This window comes from Shewanella xiamenensis (genome assembly GCF_014647135.1).
Classification (GTDB): domain Bacteria; phylum Pseudomonadota; class Gammaproteobacteria; order Enterobacterales; family Shewanellaceae; genus Shewanella; species Shewanella xiamenensis.
Genome location: NZ_BMOP01000027.1, coordinates 31288 through 51657, shown reverse-complemented (window position 1 = coordinate 51657; position 20370 = coordinate 31288). Strand labels below are relative to the sequence as shown.

Annotated in this window: 23 protein-coding genes; 8 read left to right on the top strand and 15 right to left on the bottom strand. The window is 45.0% G+C overall.

Annotated elements, in window-relative coordinates; translation table 11 throughout:
* Window positions 1–194: 194 nt before the first annotated feature.
* Entirely contained in the window at window positions 195–509 is a 315-nt protein-coding gene (locus IEY09_RS17430) for a hypothetical protein (protein WP_144345924.1), read from the top strand.
* Between the two features lie 6 nt (window positions 510–515).
* Here IEY09_RS17430 and IEY09_RS17425 read toward each other — a convergent pair whose 3' ends face one another.
* Window positions 516–1025 carry a DUF4240 domain-containing protein gene (locus IEY09_RS17425; RefSeq protein WP_169547519.1) on the bottom strand — a complete coding sequence of 170 codons (510 nt, stop codon included), beginning with the start codon at window positions 1023–1025 and terminating at the stop codon, window positions 516–518.
* Window positions 1026–1148: 123 nt separating this feature from the next.
* Between IEY09_RS17425 and IEY09_RS17420 the strand changes: the two genes are divergently transcribed.
* The 4 genes from IEY09_RS17420 to IEY09_RS17405 all read left to right on the top strand — a co-directional run bounded on the left by IEY09_RS17420 (window position 1149) and on the right by IEY09_RS17405 (window position 3804).
* Window positions 1149–1532 carry a hypothetical protein gene (locus IEY09_RS17420; protein WP_037414043.1) on the top strand — a complete coding sequence of 128 codons (384 nt, stop codon included), beginning with the start codon at window positions 1149–1151 and terminating at the stop codon, window positions 1530–1532.
* Between the two features lie 73 nt (window positions 1533–1605).
* Window positions 1606–2403 (top strand): response regulator, encoded by a 798-nt coding sequence (locus IEY09_RS17415; RefSeq protein WP_037414020.1) that lies wholly within the window; start codon window positions 1606–1608, stop codon window positions 2401–2403.
* A gap of 147 nt (window positions 2404–2550) precedes the next feature.
* On the top strand, window positions 2551–2823 hold the full coding sequence (locus tag IEY09_RS17410; protein ID WP_037414018.1) for an HU family DNA-binding protein: 273 nt from the start codon (window positions 2551–2553) through the stop codon (window positions 2821–2823).
* 288 nt (window positions 2824–3111) lie between these two features.
* A complete protein-coding gene (locus IEY09_RS17405) occupies window positions 3112–3804 on the top strand; it encodes a TorF family putative porin (protein WP_037414015.1) in 693 nt (230 codons plus the stop codon).
* A 45-nt stretch (window positions 3805–3849) separates the two neighbouring features.
* Here IEY09_RS17405 and rimK read toward each other — a convergent pair whose 3' ends face one another.
* The 4 genes from rimK to IEY09_RS17385 all read right to left on the bottom strand — a co-directional run bounded on the left by rimK (window position 3850) and on the right by IEY09_RS17385 (window position 9221).
* On the bottom strand, window positions 3850–4755 hold the full coding sequence (rimK, locus tag IEY09_RS17400; RefSeq protein ID WP_037414013.1) for a 30S ribosomal protein S6--L-glutamate ligase: 906 nt from the start codon (window positions 4753–4755) through the stop codon (window positions 3850–3852).
* A 150-nt stretch (window positions 4756–4905) separates the two neighbouring features.
* On the bottom strand, window positions 4906–6627 hold the full coding sequence (locus IEY09_RS17395) for a putative bifunctional diguanylate cyclase/phosphodiesterase (protein WP_188872057.1): 1722 nt from the start codon (window positions 6625–6627) through the stop codon (window positions 4906–4908).
* A gap of 9 nt (window positions 6628–6636) precedes the next feature.
* Entirely contained in the window at window positions 6637–7071 is a 435-nt protein-coding gene (locus IEY09_RS17390; protein WP_144375758.1) for a response regulator, read from the bottom strand.
* A complete protein-coding gene (locus IEY09_RS17385) occupies window positions 7068–9221 on the bottom strand; it encodes a CHASE domain-containing sensor histidine kinase (protein ID WP_188872055.1) in 2154 nt (717 codons plus the stop codon). Before IEY09_RS17385 ends, IEY09_RS17390 begins: the two co-directional genes overlap by 4 nt.
* 309 nt (window positions 9222–9530) lie before the next feature.
* Here IEY09_RS17385 and IEY09_RS17380 point away from each other — a divergent pair, with 309 nt between their 5' ends.
* Entirely contained in the window at window positions 9531–9707 is a 177-nt protein-coding gene (locus IEY09_RS17380; protein WP_011621344.1) for a PA3496 family putative envelope integrity protein, read from the top strand.
* 502 nt (window positions 9708–10209) lie between these two features.
* Window positions 10210–11565, top strand: coding sequence for a flavohemoglobin expression-modulating QEGLA motif protein (locus IEY09_RS17375; protein ID WP_069453686.1), 1356 nt, complete (start codon window positions 10210–10212; stop codon window positions 11563–11565).
* 44 nt (window positions 11566–11609) lie between these two features.
* On the opposite strand, the gene IEY09_RS17370 is transcribed toward IEY09_RS17375, so the two are convergent.
* The 9 genes from IEY09_RS17370 to IEY09_RS17330 all read right to left on the bottom strand — a co-directional run bounded on the left by IEY09_RS17370 (window position 11610) and on the right by IEY09_RS17330 (window position 19730).
* Window positions 11610–13052, bottom strand: a complete 1443-nt coding sequence (locus IEY09_RS17370; protein WP_088586185.1) for an MBL fold metallo-hydrolase RNA specificity domain-containing protein — start codon at window positions 13050–13052, stop codon at window positions 11610–11612.
* 117 nt (window positions 13053–13169) lie between these two features.
* Window positions 13170–14039 carry a DUF2927 domain-containing protein gene (locus IEY09_RS17365; protein ID WP_172589817.1) on the bottom strand — a complete coding sequence of 290 codons (870 nt, stop codon included), beginning with the start codon at window positions 14037–14039 and terminating at the stop codon, window positions 13170–13172.
* A gap of 4 nt (window positions 14040–14043) precedes the next feature.
* Window positions 14044–15312 carry an organoarsenical effux MFS transporter ArsJ gene (gene arsJ / locus IEY09_RS17360; protein WP_188872053.1) on the bottom strand — a complete coding sequence of 423 codons (1269 nt, stop codon included), beginning with the start codon at window positions 15310–15312 and terminating at the stop codon, window positions 14044–14046.
* A 9-nt stretch (window positions 15313–15321) separates the two neighbouring features.
* Window positions 15322–16335 (bottom strand): ArsJ-associated glyceraldehyde-3-phosphate dehydrogenase, encoded by a 1014-nt coding sequence (locus IEY09_RS17355; protein WP_188872051.1) that lies wholly within the window; start codon window positions 16333–16335, stop codon window positions 15322–15324.
* A gap of 190 nt (window positions 16336–16525) precedes the next feature.
* Complete coding sequence (locus IEY09_RS17350) at window positions 16526–16762, bottom strand: thioredoxin family protein (RefSeq protein ID WP_037413994.1); 237 nt, start codon at window positions 16760–16762, stop codon at window positions 16526–16528.
* 9 nt (window positions 16763–16771) lie between these two features.
* Entirely contained in the window at window positions 16772–17767 is a 996-nt protein-coding gene (locus tag IEY09_RS17345) for a permease (RefSeq protein ID WP_188872049.1), read from the bottom strand.
* 41 nt (window positions 17768–17808) lie between these two features.
* The gene (gene arsB, locus IEY09_RS17340) at window positions 17809–18828 is read right to left on the bottom strand and encodes an ACR3 family arsenite efflux transporter (protein WP_037413989.1); all 1020 of its coding nucleotides are present in this window, start codon (window positions 18826–18828) and stop codon (window positions 17809–17811) included.
* Between the two features lie 9 nt (window positions 18829–18837).
* Window positions 18838–19350: an arsenate reductase ArsC gene (locus IEY09_RS17335; RefSeq protein WP_172589812.1), complete on the bottom strand. Its 513-nt coding sequence runs from the start codon at window positions 19348–19350 to the stop codon at window positions 18838–18840.
* Window positions 19351–19385: 35 nt separating this feature from the next.
* Complete coding sequence (locus IEY09_RS17330) at window positions 19386–19730, bottom strand: metalloregulator ArsR/SmtB family transcription factor (RefSeq protein WP_037413988.1); 345 nt, start codon at window positions 19728–19730, stop codon at window positions 19386–19388.
* Window positions 19731–19776: 46 nt separating this feature from the next.
* Here IEY09_RS17330 and IEY09_RS20330 point away from each other — a divergent pair, with 46 nt between their 5' ends.
* Complete coding sequence (locus IEY09_RS20330) at window positions 19777–19911, top strand: hypothetical protein (protein WP_261737951.1); 135 nt, start codon at window positions 19777–19779, stop codon at window positions 19909–19911.
* Between the two features lie 113 nt (window positions 19912–20024).
* Here IEY09_RS20330 and IEY09_RS17325 read toward each other — a convergent pair whose 3' ends face one another.
* Window positions 20025–20369: a cytochrome c3 family protein gene (locus IEY09_RS17325; RefSeq protein ID WP_037413986.1), complete on the bottom strand. Its 345-nt coding sequence runs from the start codon at window positions 20367–20369 to the stop codon at window positions 20025–20027.
* Window position 20370: the final 1 nt, after the last annotated feature.

Sequence of the window (20370 nt, the reverse complement as noted above, 5' to 3'; positions counted from 1 at the left end):
GACTGTAGAAGCAGATATCCATCAGGGCCAGAGGGATCCCTCAATAACAGGCCGGATATATGGGTGCAATGAACTCTTCTCAAAATCGTTATCGAATGTCTTGCAAACCGGATGGGTCCATATATGCACGATGAAAGCCAAACGACGATTTAAAAACCAACCGAGTTCTGGTGATTTTAATTTGGAGTTTATCTATGAAGCTAAAAACGGCCCCCATACGCCATGTAGTGATAACAAAGTTTACCTTATGCACTCTGCTCACACTCAGCACACTGATCAGTTTATCCAGCCATGCTGCGACACTGACGGCCGAACAGCAACAAGCAGTAAAATCGCACTTCGATAAACTGGCCCAGTCACAGCAAGTTGCAGAGCAACGCCTGACTGAGCAGCTCGATCAAGAATTTACCCGCCAATTAGCACAGGAGGAGCATCAGTTCATGCGCCAAACGTGTACCCAATACGGCATGACCTTCGACGTTACCAGTAACGCATGTTTGCGCTCCTAGGGCGAATTAAAACGGAAAACGCGCACTAAGCTCAGGATATTGCAGTCTTAAGTCTTTGGGTTTAGTGCTAAATTTTTTGCCTACGGGAGTCGCTTTACCCGAAGGCATAAAAGGCAACTCTTTACCCGTTCGGTCTTCGTATAATTGCCCTGCAATAAGATCGTAATCTTCAATAAAGGGATAGGCATAACCATCCTTTTCTGGCCATGCAGTTAACTTCGCTAACGAATCAGGCTGGGCAATCACAGCCTCATAACGGGCTTGTCCAAGTGAAATCAGAAAAGCACGAAACTCGGCAAAGGCATAATCAGAATCACACCCCGTAATGATATAAGCCGCCCCCCAAACCGACCATAAATAACTTCGGCGCATCTGTTGACCAAACAGCTTATCAAAGACTTTTAGCTCTTCATCACTCAGTTTACTCAGTTTCAGCTTTAATGCCTCAACCAAAGACTCTTGGGATTGCGCTGGTTCACTGCGGGTCACTAAGTCCCAAAATTCTACTTCTGTCATCACTTAACCTAATTTAATGCCCAAGCAAAGGCGTATTCTACATGATAATACGGTTATGCTGGACTCAGTTCGGGGCTTTTCCTACACTTGCTCCACTTCACATTAGCCAGTAACCCTAACTTTATGCCTAAACGCCTAATCCTATTGATAACCCTTTATACTCTGTTTGCCATTGTTGCCCTGCTACGTGCGGTTGCCACGGGTTCATTCGATCTCTTTAGCTTAGGTGTATTGCCCGTGTTGTTTGGCATACTGACGCAAGCACCTTGGTCTAGCTTAGTGCTCAAAATTTACCTTGGATTACAAACATTAGGCCTGTCAGCACTCGGTGTCACAGCCATTATCGCCTATCAGATTACACCTCAAGACGTTAAAGTGGTGGTAGAGGGTCATAACATCCCGATGTTACCGCTGGTGCTGTCTATCATTGCCCTGCTATTAGTAGAGTATTGGATCGCATTTTCACGGGTAACCCGTGATTATTTAACTGCAAAATTGAAAGCTTGATTTAATGTGTTGCGAAGCAGTTATTTCTCGCCTAAGTTAACGCCTTTCTAAAAAAGCCCAATAGCTTGTGACTATGACTCATTTATCGCCTAACGAATTATCGATGCTTATTATTGAGCCATCGGAAACCCAGCGCCGCATTATCATCAAGCGCTTACAGCAAGAAGGCATTGTTAGCATCGAAAATGCTGCCAATATTGAAGAGGCTAAAAGACTCATTGCTCGACACAAACCCGATCTCATTGCCAGTGCAATGCATTTTGAAGATGGAACAGCGACCGAGTTTTTGAACTACCTGCGCAGTAAAAGTGAATATAAAGATATTCAATTTATGCTGATCTCAAGTGAATGTCGCCGTGAACAATTGGAGATTTTCCGCCAGTCTGGCGTAGTCGCCATTCTGCCAAAACCTTTTAATGCCGAACACTTAGGCAAGGCGCTAAATGCGACCATCGATTTGCTCAGCCACGATGAACTCGACTTAAGCCACTTCGATGTGCACGATGTACGCGTGCTTGTGGTTGATGACAGTCGCATGGCACGTAATGTGATCAAGCGAACTATTGGTAATTTGGGGATAAAACTGATTACCGAAGCAGAAGATGGTGCGCAAGCCATTGAGTTAATGCGTCATAATATGTTTGATTTAATTATCACTGATTACAATATGCCCAGCGTTGATGGACTGGCATTAACGCAATTTATCCGCAATGAAAGTCAACAATCCCACGTGCCTATTTTAATGGTCTCGTCTGAGGCTAACGATACACATTTAAGTAATGTATCTCAGGCTGGGGTGAATGCCCTGTGCGACAAGCCCTTCGAACCCAAATTGGTTAAGCAACTCTTATATCAGTTGCTCGAAGAATAAAACCTAAGTCACGAATGGCGCAAATACCCTCCAATTTTGTTACTTCGATGACACAAGCCCGCAGCAAAGGGCTTTCCAACGCTTTAACCTTGTGGCATGTTAGGCTCGCTGACTTACATAAATCTACGGAAAGAAGAGACAATAAAAATGAACAAAACTGAACTTATCGCCAAAATTGCAGAAAATGCCGATATCACTAAAGCTGAAGCAGCACGAGCATTGAAATCTTTCGAAGCGGCGATTACTGAATCAATGAAAAACGGTGACAAAATCTCTATCGTCGGATTTGGCTCCTTTGAAACAGCGACTCGTGCAGCTCGTACTGGTCGTAACCCACAAACGGGCAAAGAAATCCAGATCGCTGAAGCCACTGTGCCTAAGTTTAAAGCGGGTAAAACCTTGCGTGATAGTGTGAACTAATTCGCTCGACATTGATTTTATAAAACGCCTCCTCTGTGAGGCGTTTTTTTTCCCTCACGAAAGCATAAAAGATGATTTTTTGCACAAACACAGTGCGTTCACCGCTCCATTTTTGAGCACTTTAAAACATTTAATTAACATAAATTATGTAACCAGTTGTTTTTAAAGATGTTCAAATAATGGCATGTGATTAGCAACTCCCTTATCAGAAAAAACCATGATGCACCAATGCCGCCGTATTTAAGTGGCATGAGTGAATCGATAAATAAGTCAATCGAGGGGATGAGTATGAGAAAATCACTGTACAGCGTTTTGGCATTATCGACGGGATTATTACTAACCACTAACGTCTTTGCGGCGGTATCCGGCAATATTGGCGGCACATCAAACTATCTATGGCGCGGAGTGACTCAAACCAATGATGCGGTCGCGATCCAAGGCGGTCTTGACTACAGTCATGACTCAGGATTTTATGCGGGTACGTGGGCATCAAATGTCGATTTTGGCAATGACACTAGCTACGAGTTAGACCTCTATGCTGGTTACGGTGGCAACATCACCGACGATCTCAGCTATGATTTTGGCTATCTCTATTATGCCTACCCGGATGCCGAAGGCAGCATCGATTTTGGTGAGCTCCACGGGGCTATTACCTGGAAGTGGGTTGAACTCAGTTATTCCCACGTAATCAATGCGGGTGATGACGTAGCGGCGGAACCACTCGATAACAAAGATATGAGTTATCTTGCCGCCACAGCATCTTTCCCTTTAACCGAGAAACTTAGCCTGTCATTCCACTATGGCTACTCCACGGGCGATGTGGTTGAAGCTTGGTTTGGTGAGGATAACTATGCCGATTACAACGTAACACTTAGTGCAGATACCAGCATGGGCACAGTCTCTTTTATGGTATCAGATACTGATCTGGCTGATGACGATGCTAAAATCGCTTTAGGTTACTCCTATAGCTTTGATTTATAAAACAAAGAACTAAGAAACACGCCGCGTTAATCGCGGCGTTTTTTATTAAGCGATCACCGCCCGATTCGACTTACGTGCTAACACCATTTTCTCAATATATTCCACAATAGGCTCAGTTACCGAAATACCCGTAGTTTGCTCAATACCTTCGATACCAGGAGCTGAGTTCACCTCAAGGATCAACGGGCCACGATTCGAACGTAAAATATCCACGCCTGCAACGACTAATCCCATCGCTTTAACAGCGGCAACGGCCATCTTGCGCTCTTCTGGCGTAATTTTCACTTTTTCACCACAGCCGCCTAAGTGTAAGTTTGAACGAAAATCGCCCTCTGGCCCCTGACGCTTCATCGAGGCCACCACTTTATCACCCACCACAAAACAGCGAATATCACTGCCGTTGGACTCTTGAATATACTCTTGCACCAAAATATTGGCTTTGAGCCCTAAAAAGGCTTCAATCACGCTCTCAGCGGCGGTTTTCGTTTCCGCTAATACCACCCCAATCCCCTGCGTACCTTCGAGTAACTTGATCACTAAAGGAGCACCGCCCACCATATTAATGAGATCAGGAATATCATTGGGTTTATTGGCAAATCCAGTGATAGGCATACCAATGCCTTTACGTGAAAGTAATTGCAGAGCACGTAACTTATCCCGCGAGCGTGCTATCGAAATTGAATCGTTGGCGGCAAATACACCCATCATTTCAAACTGGCGCACGACTGCGCAGCCATAAAAGGTCACACTGGCATGAATACGCGGAATAATGGCATCAAACCCTGTTAATTCTTCTCCCTGATAATGAATGCTAGGTTTAACGGAATTAATATTCATGTAGCAATTCAAGGTATTAATCACCACAGCCTCATGACCACGGCTTTCGCAGGCGGCCACTAAACGTCGGGTGGAATACAATTCTGGAAACTGAGATAAAATACCGATTTTCATTACTAAATGACCAAATTAAACACAGTGATTGAAGCTCTGAGCACATTGCATCAGAAAGGGGCGCTGATATTTGTCTATTGCTCAGTGTAAAGCAAGAAAATATTCCTCACCAGACGAAAACCTAAGCCTTAGTCAAACGTAAGATAATCTTCACAATTTAGTGACTAACGGTGTAATGAACCTTGCTTCAAATTCGCTTGCTTCTAGAGGACGAGAAAAGAAGTATCCCTGTAATAGATTGCAGTGCCTTACTGTACAAAACTCCGCTTGCTCGAGGGTTTCAATTCCCTCGGCAACAGAGGTGACGTTAAAGCCATAGGCAAAGTTAAGCAACGCTGTGAGTAAACGAGTGTCCTTTTCGTCCTTATCGTAGGAAGCAATAAAACTTTTATCGATTTTTAACACGCTGATGGGGAACAACTTTATATGTTCAAGGGATGAAAATCCGGTACCAAAATCGTCCAACGCAAATCGCACTCCAAGTTGGGCTATTTTATCGAGGATCTTGGCATGTTCATGGGGTTCTTCAATCAAACAGTTTTCAGTAATTTCCAACTCAAGTGCACTGGGCGCTAGCCCTGTCACGTTAAGAACATGGGCGATTTTCTCATATAAGTTGATATGCCCAATTTGAGATGCAGATAAGTTCACGGCAATGGTAAAGCGATGCCCTGTTGGAGCTAATTGGCTCAGCCAATATTGGGCCTGTCGGCAGGCTTCATACAATACCCAGTCACCGATTTCTTCCATCAACCCAATTTCTTCCGCTATGGGCAAAAATTGGTCAGGAGAAATCAAACCATCTTCGGGATGCTGCCAACGAATTAACGCCTCCATTCCCACCATATGATGTGTTTGAGCGTCAACTTGCACCTGATAATAAACCTTAAACTGATTCTGCCTTAAGGCCATTTTTAAGCTGGACTCGATATGATTGCGGTAGCGGACTTCTTTATCTAGCGCCTCGGAATAAAACTGGATCTGATTGCGTCCCATTTTCTTAGCACGATACATGGCGATATCGGCGCATTTCATTAACTCAGAGCTATCGGAGGCGGCTTCATTATAAAATGCCACGCCAATACTGGCGCCAATCATCACATCGTTATCTCCAAGGCAAAACACTTCTTCAAAAGCTTTAAGTAAACGGTTAGCCACTATCATGGGGAAATATTTGTAGTCATTGTCAGTCACTAACACCACAAATTCATCCCCGCCTAAACGAGCAATGACGTCACCATCCCGTAACACGGCACTGAGTCTAGATGCGACTTTCACCAACAAAATATCACCAGTCTGGTGACCTAACGTGTCATTAATCGCTTTAAAATCATCAAGATCAAGTAAAATCACGGCTAAAAAATCATTACTGCGTTTTGCTCTTGCAATGGCGCGATTTAAACACAGCTCAAATCCATAACGATTCATCAACTTGGTGAGTGAATCGTGCTCCGCCAGTTCTTTCAGTTTCTGATGGCTATTTCGTAGGGCAAGTGCCATTGAGGCGCGCTGTTTAGCGTAACGAATTGAACGACTCAGGATTCTTGAGTTAACTTCATCTTTAAGTAAGAAATCTTGGGCACCTAACTCAATACAACGCTGAGCGAGTTTTTCATCTTCGTAACGGCTCAACATCACCACCACAGTTTGATCTTGAGTCATAGAATTGAGCTTGATAAGCACTTCTAAGCCATTAGCATCGGGCAATAGGTAATCGAGTAGAATCCCGTCAAAATGACGCTCCAAGGCAAGATTCAATCCATCAAAAGCACAGTTTGCCTCAACCACATTAAAAGCTAACTTGGACTGTCGTAGCGCTCGAATAATAGCGGTTCTATCAACTTCATCATCATCGATAAGTAGTAAATCCATATACACATCCTATACGCTTGGAAGCTCAACGATGCGCCAGTAGCCTTCCAACATATTAAAAATATTGTGGAAACCATCTTTAATATCTGTTTTAACCATGTAACCAGCCACATGGTGACGGTAGGCTCTCATCCGATCTTCATCGGTACTAGAAGTCGTCAGCATAAACACAACGGAAGAAGACAACGTCGGATCAGAACGAATATGTTCAAGAAATTCAAAACCATTCATTCTGGGCATATTGAGATCGAGCAAGATCAAGTATGACCCCTTGATAGCGTTGGTATGCGTCAGAATTGAAAGTGCTTCAAGCCCATCCCTCGCTCGCACAAGAGGATTAAGCAAACGCAGTTGCTTCATCGCCCTCTGCACCGCCATATAATCCACATCGTCATCATCAACTAACAGAATGGTCACTTGTTTATAGTCATGGCTATTACTCATACCGCCTCCTTGTTGACTATGTGCATCGGCCAGCTAAACCTAAAGCAACAACCTCGCCCCGCTGATTCTAGTAGAATTTCCCCTCCTAAACTTTCAACCGTCTTTTTGACAAGCGACAATCCCAAACCGCTTCCCTCGACTTCGTCTCTTGGTCTAAGAGTTTGAAACATTTCAAATACTTTGTGGTGAAACTGGGCAGAAATTCCAGGTCCATCATCAATCACGCTAAACCAGTAATAGTGGCCTTTTGTTTCACATTGCACCTTAAGTACACCACCACCTCTATCATGGTGTTTAATGGCATTGCTAATTAAATTCCGAACGACTAGTTCTAAGAGCGTTTTAACCGTTTTAAATCGTGGAAAATTACCTTCGATGACCAATTCAAATCCCTGAGGCGGAGCGACCAAAGCGAACATATCTTCGACCAGTTGTCGACAATCGGTGTCAACCATTTCAATATCAACACGCCCAATGCGTGAAAACGTTAACAACCCGTCGAGCAATAACACCATTCTCTGGATACGATTCTGAATTAAGCCTAAGTATTTTTGGACATTTTCATTGGTGTTATCAGCAAGATCTTCACTTAACCAATGGGTTAGTTGCTCAATGCCTCTGAGGGGCGACTTCAAGTCATGGGAAGCAATATAGGCAAATCTATCTAGCTCTTGATTAATACGCTCCAATTCTGCCGTATGCTCGATACGCTGCGCTTCAATCCGCTTACGTTCAGAAATATTATTGATCGTCGTTAAAATGTAGATCCCATTACTAAAGTGAATAGGAGTTAATCCGACCTCGATCGCCAAACGTGTACCATCTTTGCAGCAACCAAACAGATCATCCCGCATCGACATATTCTTCGCGATGGGATGAAGCAGGTAATGAGATAGATGTTTTTTATGAATTTCCCTAAGCGATTCAGGTAGTAACATATTAATTGAACGTCCAAGTAACTCCTCCCTCGTATAACCAAAAAGCCTTTCGGCATGGGTATTGACTAAGGTAATCGCGCCTGTTTTATCAACCATAAACAGTGCACTCGGAGAAGCCTCGATGACTAGACGAAAGCGTTTTTCATTGGCAATTAATTCGGCGGTTAACATTGACTCTTGGTAACGGTTACGAGCCATACTGATAACAGCGTAAAATAAGGCAAGAATAAAAGCGCAACCAATCACTTGCAGCCATATACTCTGCGTTTGCTCAGCACTTGAAATAAAGCGCGACTCAGAAGAAACATCTATTCGCCAAACTTGCCCTTCCATGTTTTCTAGTTTTGATTGATAAAAAACATCCTTCGGAGAGGGAAGCGCTTTGTGGGAACTAAACATTAAACTGGCATGATTTGCCTCTGAACCATCATAAATGGCGAGTTTTAGGCCCGAAAAACGTTTTCCCATAATCCCTTGCATTAGATCATCCATTCGAAAAGGTGCAAAAATAACACCTATAGCCTGTTGTATACGCTCCGCTTCTGTCACGGGTTGACCATGATAAAAAGGAACATACATCAATACACCAGCCTGAGAATTATCGGGTGTTTCCTGCACTAAGGTAACTTTGCCAGACACCTTAACTTGTCCCGAAGCAATAGCGTTTAGAATTGCAGTGCGACGAGTTGATTCGGAACACATGTCAAAACCAAATGCCCGTTGATTTCGCCAGTCGAATGGTTCTAAATATTTGATAACACAGTAAAGCTCTCTATTACCTGTGGGAGTGACGCGAAAATCAGTAAATCCCTCCTCTCGGACTTGCTGGGTAAATTGATCCAAGATAGTAGGCGTAACTAACTCAGCATAACCAATACCTTGAATTCCTGGGTAATAATCAGATAAACGAGCATTGGTTACATAGGTATGCCACTCACTGCGGGTGACGCCGTTGGAGGACAAAAAAAGCCCTACTCCACCACGTAAAACTTGCTCATAGGCCGTCATTCTTCGGGTAACGGCTTCGGACAAATCCTGCACATTATTATTAAACCGCTCTTCGCCTCGATCTCTTAAATATTCCTCTAAAACAAACCAAGAAATACCCATAAAAGTCAGCGCGGCAAATAACATCAGCCAACTTGAACGAATCACACTAACGAAAAAACTTTTTGGGGGGCCGAAAGATTCAGGAAAACGGTCCGTGTCCATATTAGCTTCCCTAGCAAAGTTACATTTGAGTGTCTTCCCCAAGTGTTGTTCGATTTTTATGCAAATTCAAGTTTATCCGACTATTTAAGTAGGACTTAACATCAATATAAAAAGAAAGTGTTATGCGCTAAATCACAAAATTCAGCAAAAACTTAAATAGCCTTAACTCCCCTAAAAATCCAGTAATGCCATAGGAGTAACACACTGTCGTATGGGAAAAAAAATTTGCGTTTATGAGTAAAATTTTTTGCTTTTCTGCCACACTCTTTTTAGATAGAAAGGCGTTAGGAACAACATGAGGAATTCGTTATGGCTCATATTACTGAAGTCGTGCCCAACGATACTGAAATTGAGGCAATGACCACCCCTAGAAATAGCAAAGCAGCAGAGGCAATGCAGCATAAGCGTGAAATCAAGAAACGCTTAGAAGATTATCTCGAACGTGCCGAATTACGACGCGCATTAGGAGATGATGACTTTTTCTAAACTTCCTACTCCCATAAGGCATTATGGTCGTTTAAGTTCACGACTGTTATCCAAACCTTCACCCAGCTCCTTGGGGCTGGGTGCAAACGTTAACACTGATTTACCAAGCCGACTTTTCCTCATTTTATAAACCTGTGTCAGCCTAGTTTTATCAGCTACCGTTAAATCGGCACCACCAACGCATGCACTGCTGCATCGTTTCTCAAATAGCACAGTGCAGCCATAATCATCTCACACAGACTTTATAACCTTTTAGCATAAGCTAATTAGTCTTAATCTCATTGGGATAACACAATATTTAACAGTTACTTGCATAAAAAATCTTCGCCATTTTCAGGCTAAAACAATTCATATTGCACCAAAATGATTCACTAAATCGATAGCAGATAAGATACTTAATCGACAAGATTTAATTGTTCTGGGTAAGAAACCTATAAAAACAACGACTTTACCGCTATGATTGAACTAATTTTAGCGCCTAAGTAGCAACAGGATTTCGGGAATGTCAGAGTCATTAGCCCAGTACCAAGAAGATTTACGTCGCTTTTCCGATGAGCTGATCCGCATTCAAACCCCGATCAAGATTTTAGATGCCATCAAATGGCCGCGGGAAATGGAGGAGCGTTTTCTTTCTAGTAAAGGCACGGTTCTGCCAGCAATTACACAGGATTTTTATCAAAAAATTGCTCTGCCCTTCGATCCCGTAAAAACACAGGCTGAATTACTTTCTCTCAAACAAGACATTCATCGACGTTTAGGCAAAAAAGACAAGCTGGGCAAGATATTAGTCGCTAACGTAGACCAGTATCGTTTGGTGGTCGATATGCTGGGTCATCGAGGGACCCCTGTCTTTGGTCAGCTTAGCCAAGAACTCTACGGCAGCGCCAGCCACAGATTACATGGCGATCGCCACACTCTGCGCCAATTGGGCGATAAACTCAGTTATATCTTCTCATTGCCCGCTGCGCGGCATATGAATAAGCATCACCCTAAAATCATCAGTGCCCCCGAAGCCGTGAATGTGCTGAGCCAGCGATTGGAAAAATACTTCCATAGCGATGACATGCGGGTGCGTTTGAGTGACGGGATTGTGTCTGACGCCGCAGTGGGGGGCGATACGGTCAAACTCAATAGTAAGGCCATGTTCAGCGAGTCAGATCTCAATGTGTACGAAGTTCATGAAGGTTGGGTGCATGTGGGCACCACCCTGAATGGTCGGGCTCAACCCCATGCTACTTGGCTCAGCGTCGGCTCTCCCCGCGTAGCTGCCACCCAAGAAGGGCTTGCTGTATTACTCGAAATGCTCACCCTAAGCTCAAACCCAGGCCGTGCCCGCCGTATTAGTGACCGTGTCGCAGCGGTAGATATGGCGGAAAATGGGGCCAACTTTATTGAAGTATTTAACTATTTTAGAGAGTTAAATCTTAGCGCTAAGGATAGTTATCGAGTCACACAAAGGGTGTTTCGTGGCGGTATGGTCGAAGGCGGCAGCTTTTTTACCAAAGATATTTCCTATGTGCGTGGTTATGTTGAGAACATCAACTTTATCCGCAGCGCCATCACATCGGGTTTACCCGAACTTATCCCTATGCTGTTTTTGGGCAAACTCGCCATTGAGGATATTCCCGTTCTCTATCAAGCCTGCCAAGAAGGCATCATTACGCCACCAAAATATTTACCGCCCATGTTCGACAACTTTAGCGGCTTGTATGCTTGGTTTGGTTTCGCCTCAGGATTGGCAGGTATCGATTTGAAAGGGGTGCAACGTCACTTCACTCGCCTATTTAAAGATGTGCCTAGTATCGATCCAAGCTTAGAGTTATTCGACGATACAGAGTTTGATAATAACTCGGACTAATCAAGTCATTTTGCCACAGCCCTCTTCGGGCTGTGGCCTATCGCTTAAGTTGTTATCCACATCAGTTTGGGTAAGGCGTTCAAATCCAACTTATCGCCACGGGTGGCAATAGCCAGTGCCTTAGGTTTAGTTTTCGGATCTTGATTCATGACGGTCACTAATCCCTGTTGTGCTTGGGCCTCGCCATGCACTAGCACTAAAGGTGGTTGATCTTCAAAGTGCCGATACCAACGTAGCAACTCTGCCTGATCCGCATGGGCCGATAAGCCTCCGACGGTATGTAACTTGGCGGCAACTTTGACGCTATTACCATGGATAGTGAGCTCCTCAGCGCCATCGACCAAGGCTCGTCCAGGCGTGCCAAGCGCTTGGAAACCACAGATAATCACATCACATTCTGGCCGCCACAGATTATGTTCCAAATGACTACGGATACGGCCACCATTACACATGCCGCTACCCGCAATAATGATCAAGCCCTGATGCACATCGTTTAATGCGATAGACTCTTCAGTAGTTTGAATAAATTCGACATTCGATAATAAGGGATGTTGCCCCGGATGCTGGCGAGTAAAACGCTTAAAATCATCATCCATTAACGGATAGTTATTAACATATACCCGTGTTGCCTCAATCGCCATTGGACTATCGAGGCAGACTTTCCAGCGAGATAAATCCCAATCTTTAGCATATAAATGAAATAGATATAAAAGCTCCTGCGCTCGCCCTACTGAGAAGGCTGGCAAAAGAATATTACCGCGGCTCTCGGTGACTGCCTTAGCAAAAATCGCCTTTAATTCGGCCAGAGTATCAGTCCAGCTTCGGTGGAAACGATCGCCGTAGGTGCTTTCCATTAACACTAAATCTGCGGTGTCGACTAAGGTGGGATTACGTAATATCGGCATACCCGCCCGGCCAAGATCACCACTAAAGACGATTTTCTTCTGGGACTTACCTTCGCCTAACCATAACTCGACTAAGGCAGAACCTAAAATATGCCCCGCATCTGAGAGGCAAATATCCACATGGGGAATAACCTGAGTCACTTGGCCGTATTCCAGCGACACAAATTGACTAATGGCCTGTTCGGCATCTTCGACGGTGAATAGTGGCTCTAGGGGGTCAAGATCATGTTTAGCACGCTTTTTATTGGTTCTTTCAGTGTCGCGCACCTGCAGCATTGCCGCATCTTTAAGCATGATCGCGCACAGATCTGCTGTGGCTTTATGGGTATAGATTGGCCCATCAAAACCCGCTTTGACTAAGAGTGGTAAACGCCCTGAATGGTCGATATGGGCATGGCTGAGTACAACTGCGGAAATAGACTCAGGATCGAAGGTGAAGGGCTCATGGTTACGCAATTCATCCGCTTTACCACCTTGGATTAAACCACAATCGAGTAATAAGTGTTCATGATCGACCGAGAGCAAATGGCATGAGCCGGTCACTTCCTCTGTCGCCCCTAAAAACTGCAGTGTCATCCGCATGGTGTGCCTCCAACGTGATTACCTCGTATAAAGCTAGACTATGCCCTTATTCCTAAAACAAAAAGCAATAATTAGTCGCATGCGAGCAATGTCAACTTTTGCCGTAACACTCAAGCATCAATAACCTAATAGCGGGTACAACTCACCTTGGCGCACGGTTTTATCGGCATTGATTAAGGTGCCATCACGCTGCCATTGAGCGAGTTGATCTTGAATGATGGGTTGCACTTCTTTTGCCGTCATCCCCGCGTTAATCTGGCGACTGTAGAGTAATTTCAGCAAAATATAATCGAGCCCAGTGAGTAAGTCCTGCGGGGTTTTATCGTTAAAGATGGACGGAAATACTTTTTCAGAATCATTGGGTAGCCCAAGTACTTGAGTGATTTCTTCGACGATACAAGCCACTAACTTACCATGCATTTTTGCCTGATCCACGGGAATAATTACCCAGGCGCGCTCAATCTCATTCTGAGAGTTGAGGGCAAATTTGCCCATACAAACAGAGCCATGAATATTACTGGCTGCACTCGCGCCCATGAGGCGCATCACCTCATCGGCCCATTGGGATTGGCGGGTAAAGACTAAATGTAAATTAGCCTCTTCGAGCTTATCTACCTGCAAAATACTGTGACCCGTGATTTGCGCAAGATGACTTAGATGCATCTGCACCAATTGCGCATGCAGTGCATTGTCGCCAACTTGGTGCTCAACAAAGACGCGCACGGGTTTTTGCCATTTTCGTACTCGGTGCTTATCTTTATCGTATTCATTTTTAAGGGCTATCTCATCGAAAGCTTGGTTGATGTAGGCTGGATTTTTCCAATCTCGAATGGATGTTGAAGCGAGATTGGGCATGTCGGCCTCTTTGGGACTTAACGTTGGGGAAACCGATGCACAGAGTGGCGCAACAAAGGCTGCAAGTAGTGAAACAATACAGGCTAAGCCAATCGAACTCTTCCCCTTGAAGTGCTTTCGCCAGATTAACATCTTGTTATTCCTTCGATTGTCGAGGCAACTTAATAGAAATCAAGGCCGTAGTCGCGATAAAGGCTGTCGACATCCATAAGCAGGCCACCAGCCCATGACTCTGATACACCCAGCCAGAAAGCACGGTTCCCACCAAACGCCCCATAGCGTTGGCCATATAATAAAATCCAACATCGAGGGATACCGCCTCTTCGCTGGCATAACTCACAATCAAATAACTGTGCAGCGACGAGTTCACCGCAAACAGTGCACCAAATAGCATTAAGCCCAGCAACAAACTGGCTTCAGGGTAAAAACTGAACTGTATCGCGCTGGCAATCAATGCTGGGATAAAGGCCAAGATACTGGCCCAAATTAACGCGCTGCGACCATCGGGTACTGCACCGACGGCTAAGCTTTGGTGTTGGTGATTGCCAGTGATCTTAGGCGCCAAGGTTTGTACTATACCGTAGCCGATAACCCACACAGCTAAAAAGCCGCCCACCGCCCAATGATCCCAGCCAAATTTACTCGCTAGATACACAGGCAGCGCCACCACAAACCACACATCCCTGGCGGCAAACAGGAATAATCGTGCCGCCGAGAGAATGTTCACACTGCGACTCTTAGAGAAAATCTCCGTAAATTTAGGCTTATTCTTGGCTTTACCTAAATCCTTCTTCAGCATCACTAAGCTAAGTAGCCATACGAGTCCGAGCATACTCGCCATAGTGGCGATCGCCAGCTCAAATCCAAGTAAGGCAAGCAAAACACCACCGAGGAAAAATCCCGCGCCCTTGAGGGCATTTTTAGAACCCGTTAACAAGGCAACCCACTTATAAAGCTTGCCCTGCTCGCCTTTTGGTACTAGCAGTTTGATCGCGCTTTTAGCACTCATCTTATTGAGATCTTTAGCAACTCCAGATAACGCCTGCGCCGCCATCACCCAAGGCACGCCGGCGAGCCACAGCGGTAAACTCGCCGCTGGCACTAATAACATTCCTAATGCCAACACCTGCATACCAAGACCCAGATTCATGGTGCGATTTAACCCTAAACGCGCACCGAGATAGCCGCCCACCAGATTGGTTACAACGCCAAAAATCTCATAGAACAAGAACAACATCGCAATCGCGAATGGCGTATAACCGAGATCGTGAAAATGCAGCACCACCAACATCCGCAGCGCGCCGTCGGTTAAGGTAAAACTCCAATAATTGAAGGTGATCAGCAAATATTGCCGCACGGCGGCGGACAATTGCATCAGTTGTTCAAATAGCTTGGCAGCAGGCACTATGCTCTCCTAACGTGGCACATCAAGCTGGCCGACTAAACGGGCGAGCTCTGCCGTACGGTTGGCATATCCCCATTCATTGTCGTACCACACGTAGAGCTTTAGCTGAGTACCATTCACCACCATGGTCGAGAGCGCATCGACAATGCTCGAACGGGGATCGGTTTTGTAATCCACCGACACCAGCGGCCGTTCCTCGTAACCTAAAATCCCCTTAAGCTCCCCCTCAGCGGCGGTTTGTAGCAGCGCATTCACTTCTTCTTCGGTCACGCTGCGTTCAAGCTCAAATACACAATCGGTTAGAGAGGCATTGGCAAGCGGCACCCGCACGGCGTGGCCATTAAGCTTGCCCTTAAGCTCGGGGAAAATATGGGTAATCGCCGTCGCGCTGCCAGTAGTGGTTGGGATTAAACTCAAACCACAGGCGCGGGCGCGACGTAAATCTTTATGTGGCGCATCGAGAATGGTTTGAGTGTTAGTAATATCGTGGATCGTAGTCATAGAACCGTGTTTGATGCCGATCTGCTCGTGGATCACTTTAACCACAGGCGCAAGGCAATTGGTGGTACAGGAAGCCGCGGTCACAATCGGATGAATAGCCGGATCGTACAACTGGTGATTCACACCCATCACCACATTTAACACTCCTTCCTCTTTGACTGGCGCAGTGACTACAACCCGTTTAACACCTTGATCTAAATAGGCTTGTAATAAGGCTTTGGTTTTCATCACCCCAGAGGCTTCAATCACTACATCGCATCCAGACCAATCGGTCTCGGCGATGGCTTTATTACGTGTGGTGCGAATGCTTTTATCTTGAATGTGGATCTGATCATTATTCGCCGTCACGGGATAACACCAGCGGCCATGGACAGAATCAAACTCAAGCAAATGGGCTAAGGTGGCCGCATCCCCCGCGGGATCGTTAATCTGCACAAACTCCACCTCATCCCATTCCCATGCTGCACGCAGGGCTAAACGCCCCATACGTCCGAAGCCATTAATGCCAATTTTGATTGCCATGCTGATATTCCAATATGTTGATTTAAAATTTTATATTGTTAATTTTTAATATGTTATGAATATTGCGGACTTTTTACTTAATCGATAACATCACCATTGCCAACCCTATTGGATGACAATGGCGCATCTTGTTAACGACGATTATTGCTAGGCCAAAAGCAAGTCTTGCTCAATGATAATGGCTACTAATTTACTCCCTTAGCCATCCTTCAATTTCATCTCGGGTCGGTACTGAGCCGCTGTGGATTAACTCACCATCGATCACAACCGCTGGGGTTTTCATTACGTTAAATTTCAATAGGGTTTGCGGATCGGCATCCTTTTTCACAATCACATCTATACCCATTTCTTCAGATATATCCGCAATCATTTCAGCGGTTTTACTACATTTAGCGCAACCACTACCTAATACTTTGACTTGTTTCATGTTATTTCCTTAAAGATACGGTGCTGCAAAATTAAACATCCAACCTACTAACGTAAATGCCGTTAATAGCACAATCAACAGCAGCGCCAACAGGCGCCACTGCATAACTTGTTTGAGTAAAATAAATTCGGGGAAACTGGCTGCCACAGTGCTCATACAAAATGCTAGTGTAGTGCCAATTGACAGACCGTTTGCTAGCAAGCTTTCCATGACAGGAATAATGCCTGTCGCATTCGAATAAAGGGGAATGCCGATTAATACAGCCGCGGGCACTGACCACCATTGGCCTTGACCTAAGTGGGTTTCAACCCAACCCTCAGGTACAAAACCGTGCAGGGCAGCGCCAAGACCTACGCCGATAATGACCCACTTCCAGACGCGGCCAAAAATATCAATCGCCTCAGCTTTGGCAAATTGATGACGTTCAGAAAAAGAGAGGGCTTGCTGAGTCATTAAAACAGCATTTGATGCTGTCATCTGACGCCCACGGACGAGGGCTTCGGCGGCGAAGGATTGCAACCAACGCTCAGCCTTCATCGCATCTAGCAATAATCCGCCGAGCATACCCACCGCCATCCCCACAGCCACATAGAGCAAGGTAAATTTCCAACCGAGTAAACTCATTAGTAATAGGACAGCAACTTCATTGATCAAAGGTGAAGTGATCAAAAAGGCCATAGTGATCCCAAGGGGAATACCCGCCGAGGTAAAACCTAAAAACACAGGTATGCTAGAGCAAGAACAAAAAGGCGTGATGGCACCAAAAATCGACCCCAGCAAATAACCCACGCCCTTATTCTTACCCGCTAAATAATTGCGGACTCGCTCAACATCTAAGGACGCACGTAGCAGGGCGATCACATAAATCATCACCACCAGCAATACGAAAATTTTACTGACATCTTCAACAAAAAAATGCACTGCGTCGCCCAAGGCCGAACCCGCATCGAGGCCAAACACGCCAAACACTAGCCAAGTCGCAAAATCAGTAAATATTTGGAACATATCGCTCCTTAAAACAATGCAGACCTACACCCTGAGATTTATTAAGATTGAAACCAGTGCCGAGTGCGATTCGCAAAATACACCAGCGACAACATCACAGGCACCTCAACTAATACCCCAACCACAGTCGCGAGAGCCGCTCCCGAGTGCAGACCAAATAATGAAATAGCCACAGCGACCGCCAGCTCAAAAAAGTTAGAAGAGCCAATCATGCTCGCTGGTGCCGCAATCGCATGGGTAAGTTTTAGTTTTAAGGCTAGCCAATAGGCCAAGATAAAAATGCCATAGCTTTGAATAATCAAAGGGATAGCTATGAGTAGAATATTCTGTGGTTGACTCACAATAGTCTTCGCTTGAAAACCAAATAACAGCACAACCGTCGCGAGTAGCCCAATCACAGACCAAGGTTTGAGTTTAGCCAGTAACTGCGGCACAGCACTCGTATCATGGCGAGTCTCAAGGCGTTTTCGAGTCGCAACACCCGCAATCAAAGGCAATAACACATAGAGGACAACCGAAAGTAACAGGGTTTCCCATGGCACTTGAATATCGCTCACACCGAGTAATAATGCCGAGAGTGGCGCAAATAAAAACACCATAATGATATCGTTAACAGAGACTTGCACTAGCGTATAGTTCGGGTCACCTTTCGTCAGTTGACTCCACACAAACACCATTGCAGTACAAGGCGCCACACCGAGTAATATCATTCCCGCGATATATTCACTGGCGGTTTGTGGATCAACCCAGTCGGCAAATAGCAACTTGAAAAATAACCAGCCTAACAATGCCATAGTAAAAGGTTTAACGAGCCAGTTGATGAAAAGCGTTAACATCAATCCCTTCGGCGCTTTGCCAACATCTTTCACCGCAGAAAAATCAATCTGCACCATCATGGGATAAATCATTACCCAGATAAACAGGGCGATGACTAAATTAACATGGGCATATTCAAGCGCGGCTACAGCAGCAAATACACCGGGGACAACATTCCCCAACACAACCCCAGCAATAATGCTCAGCCCGACCCAAACACTTAAATAACGCTCAAAAATTCCCATATAAACCTCTTAATCGACTAACGGGTGGGCAAGTACAATTTGCTGTAATGCTGCCGATAAAACCCTAGGCTCGGCCTTTAAATCAACACGCAGCAAAGCACCTATCCGTCCCTCTAACAATCTGATTATTTTAAAAAATAAGACATCTTGATCTTCAAGCTGGCTTGGATCGGGTAATCCCCAGTGCAATTTCGGGGTATTTCCTAGCCATAAAGGGCAAGTTTCGCCCGCTGCACTATCACAAACGGTGATAACCAGATCCGGCGAGAAGTCAGCTAACGCCTCCCAACTTTTACTGTGAAGTCCTGCGGTTGAATACCCCTGTTGCTGAAGATGTTTCAGGGTCATAGGATGGACCTTGCCCGACGGGGCGCTGCCAGCACTCATAAAAGTCAGTGGCAACCCCAATGCCAGTTGCCGAGCAATGGCCTCCGCTAAAATGCTCCGACAAGCATTATGTGTGCACAAAAAAAGCACGTTAAAATCGGGGGTTAGCTCCACATATTGTTCTATAGCCGCCATGACAAACTCCAATCCTGTACGTTTCAAAAGTTATATTAACAACACGCTTTTGCTCGCTCAGGCCGCCCACCCATTTGACAGAGATTACGCAGGTTCTCCTGCAAAAAGATGTCGTTATCATCACAGGTTTGGGCAAGTACCTGCTGGCACCAAGGCGCGATCTCAGTATTAATCCGATAAAACACCCATTGTCCTTGACGTCGATCGACTAACAGCCGGGCTTTTTTTAACTGAGCCAAGTGGCGCGAAACCTTGGGCTGACTTTCAGACAGCGCAGCCATCAGTTCACACACGCATAATTCCCCTTCCCGCTGGATCAGCAGCAGACATTTCAACCGAGTTTCATCGGCAAGCGCCTTAAAAAATGCGACAGGTTGCATGGTTTAGTCCAAAGGTAGATAAAATTACATATGGAATTTAATATATATGAAAAAACATATATGTATAGTTATTTTTGTAGAAACCACTCACTGGCTTAATAAAACAAACATAAAAATAAATACCTTAACCGTTGAAGATGATGATGTAGGTACGAAAATAACCCATTGGAAAGGCCGTTAAAAAATGGTTACTCAGGCATAAAGTCGTGAAACCCGACCAAAAGAAATGCCAGTTAGCATTAACTGGCATTTTCGATTTGCAATACTTTATATCAAGCTAATGCTGATAAGGTTCTAGGGAGTAACCAAATCAAACCTTGGGTGACAACTTACACATAAATTTTCTGACTTTTGGTGTACGTGGTGACACTTAGCACAATCCGTCTCGGTAGCAAAGTGACGGTTGTTATGGGGGTTAGTCGGTTTCAGGTTTTCAGTTTTTAGCGCCAGCTTTTCAGTGTTATGGCATTGCACACACTTAAGCATAGGCACAGCTTGGCGCTCTCCTGTTCCATGGCAACTGTTACATTTAATCCCTTTTGCAGCATGGGTTTGATCGAGTAGAACATTGTCTTTTGCTATCGCACTTGCTGCGAAAATGCCCAAGACAAGAGCCAAAATAATTGTGAGATTTTTCATT

Coding starts and splice junctions, on each gene's coding strand:
- IEY09_RS17430 (WP_144345924.1), top strand. CDS start 195: ATGAAGCTAAAAACGGCCCCCATACGCCATGTAGTGATAACAAAGTTT.
- IEY09_RS17425 (WP_169547519.1), bottom strand. CDS start 1,025: ATGACAGAAGTAGAATTTTGGGACTTAGTGACCCGCAGTGAACCAGCG.
- IEY09_RS17420 (WP_037414043.1), top strand. CDS start 1,149: ATGCCTAAACGCCTAATCCTATTGATAACCCTTTATACTCTGTTTGCC.
- IEY09_RS17415 (WP_037414020.1), top strand. CDS start 1,606: ATGACTCATTTATCGCCTAACGAATTATCGATGCTTATTATTGAGCCA.
- IEY09_RS17410 (WP_037414018.1), top strand. CDS start 2,551: ATGAACAAAACTGAACTTATCGCCAAAATTGCAGAAAATGCCGATATC.
- IEY09_RS17405 (WP_037414015.1), top strand. CDS start 3,112: ATGAGAAAATCACTGTACAGCGTTTTGGCATTATCGACGGGATTATTA.
- rimK (WP_037414013.1), bottom strand. CDS start 4,755: ATGAAAATCGGTATTTTATCTCAGTTTCCAGAATTGTATTCCACCCGA.
- IEY09_RS17395 (WP_188872057.1), bottom strand. CDS start 6,627: ATGGATTTACTACTTATCGATGATGATGAAGTTGATAGAACCGCTATT.
- IEY09_RS17390 (WP_144375758.1), bottom strand. CDS start 7,071: ATGAGTAATAGCCATGACTATAAACAAGTGACCATTCTGTTAGTTGAT.
- IEY09_RS17385 (WP_188872055.1), bottom strand. CDS start 9,221: ATGGACACGGACCGTTTTCCTGAATCTTTCGGCCCCCCAAAAAGTTTT.
- IEY09_RS17380 (WP_011621344.1), top strand. CDS start 9,531: ATGGCTCATATTACTGAAGTCGTGCCCAACGATACTGAAATTGAGGCA.
- IEY09_RS17375 (WP_069453686.1), top strand. CDS start 10,210: ATGTCAGAGTCATTAGCCCAGTACCAAGAAGATTTACGTCGCTTTTCC.
- IEY09_RS17370 (WP_088586185.1), bottom strand. CDS start 13,052: ATGCGGATGACACTGCAGTTTTTAGGGGCGACAGAGGAAGTGACCGGC.
- IEY09_RS17365 (WP_172589817.1), bottom strand. CDS start 14,039: ATGTTAATCTGGCGAAAGCACTTCAAGGGGAAGAGTTCGATTGGCTTA.
- IEY09_RS17355 (WP_188872051.1), bottom strand. CDS start 16,335: ATGGCAATCAAAATTGGCATTAATGGCTTCGGACGTATGGGGCGTTTA.
- IEY09_RS17350 (WP_037413994.1), bottom strand. CDS start 16,762: ATGAAACAAGTCAAAGTATTAGGTAGTGGTTGCGCTAAATGTAGTAAA.
- IEY09_RS17345 (WP_188872049.1), bottom strand. CDS start 17,767: ATGTTCCAAATATTTACTGATTTTGCGACTTGGCTAGTGTTTGGCGTG.
- arsB (WP_037413989.1), bottom strand. CDS start 18,828: ATGGGAATTTTTGAGCGTTATTTAAGTGTTTGGGTCGGGCTGAGCATT.
- IEY09_RS17335 (WP_172589812.1), bottom strand. CDS start 19,350: ATGGCGGCTATAGAACAATATGTGGAGCTAACCCCCGATTTTAACGTG.
- IEY09_RS17330 (WP_037413988.1), bottom strand. CDS start 19,730: ATGCAACCTGTCGCATTTTTTAAGGCGCTTGCCGATGAAACTCGGTTG.
- IEY09_RS20330 (WP_261737951.1), top strand. CDS start 19,777: ATGAAAAAACATATATGTATAGTTATTTTTGTAGAAACCACTCACTGG.
- IEY09_RS17325 (WP_037413986.1), bottom strand. CDS start 20,369: ATGAAAAATCTCACAATTATTTTGGCTCTTGTCTTGGGCATTTTCGCA.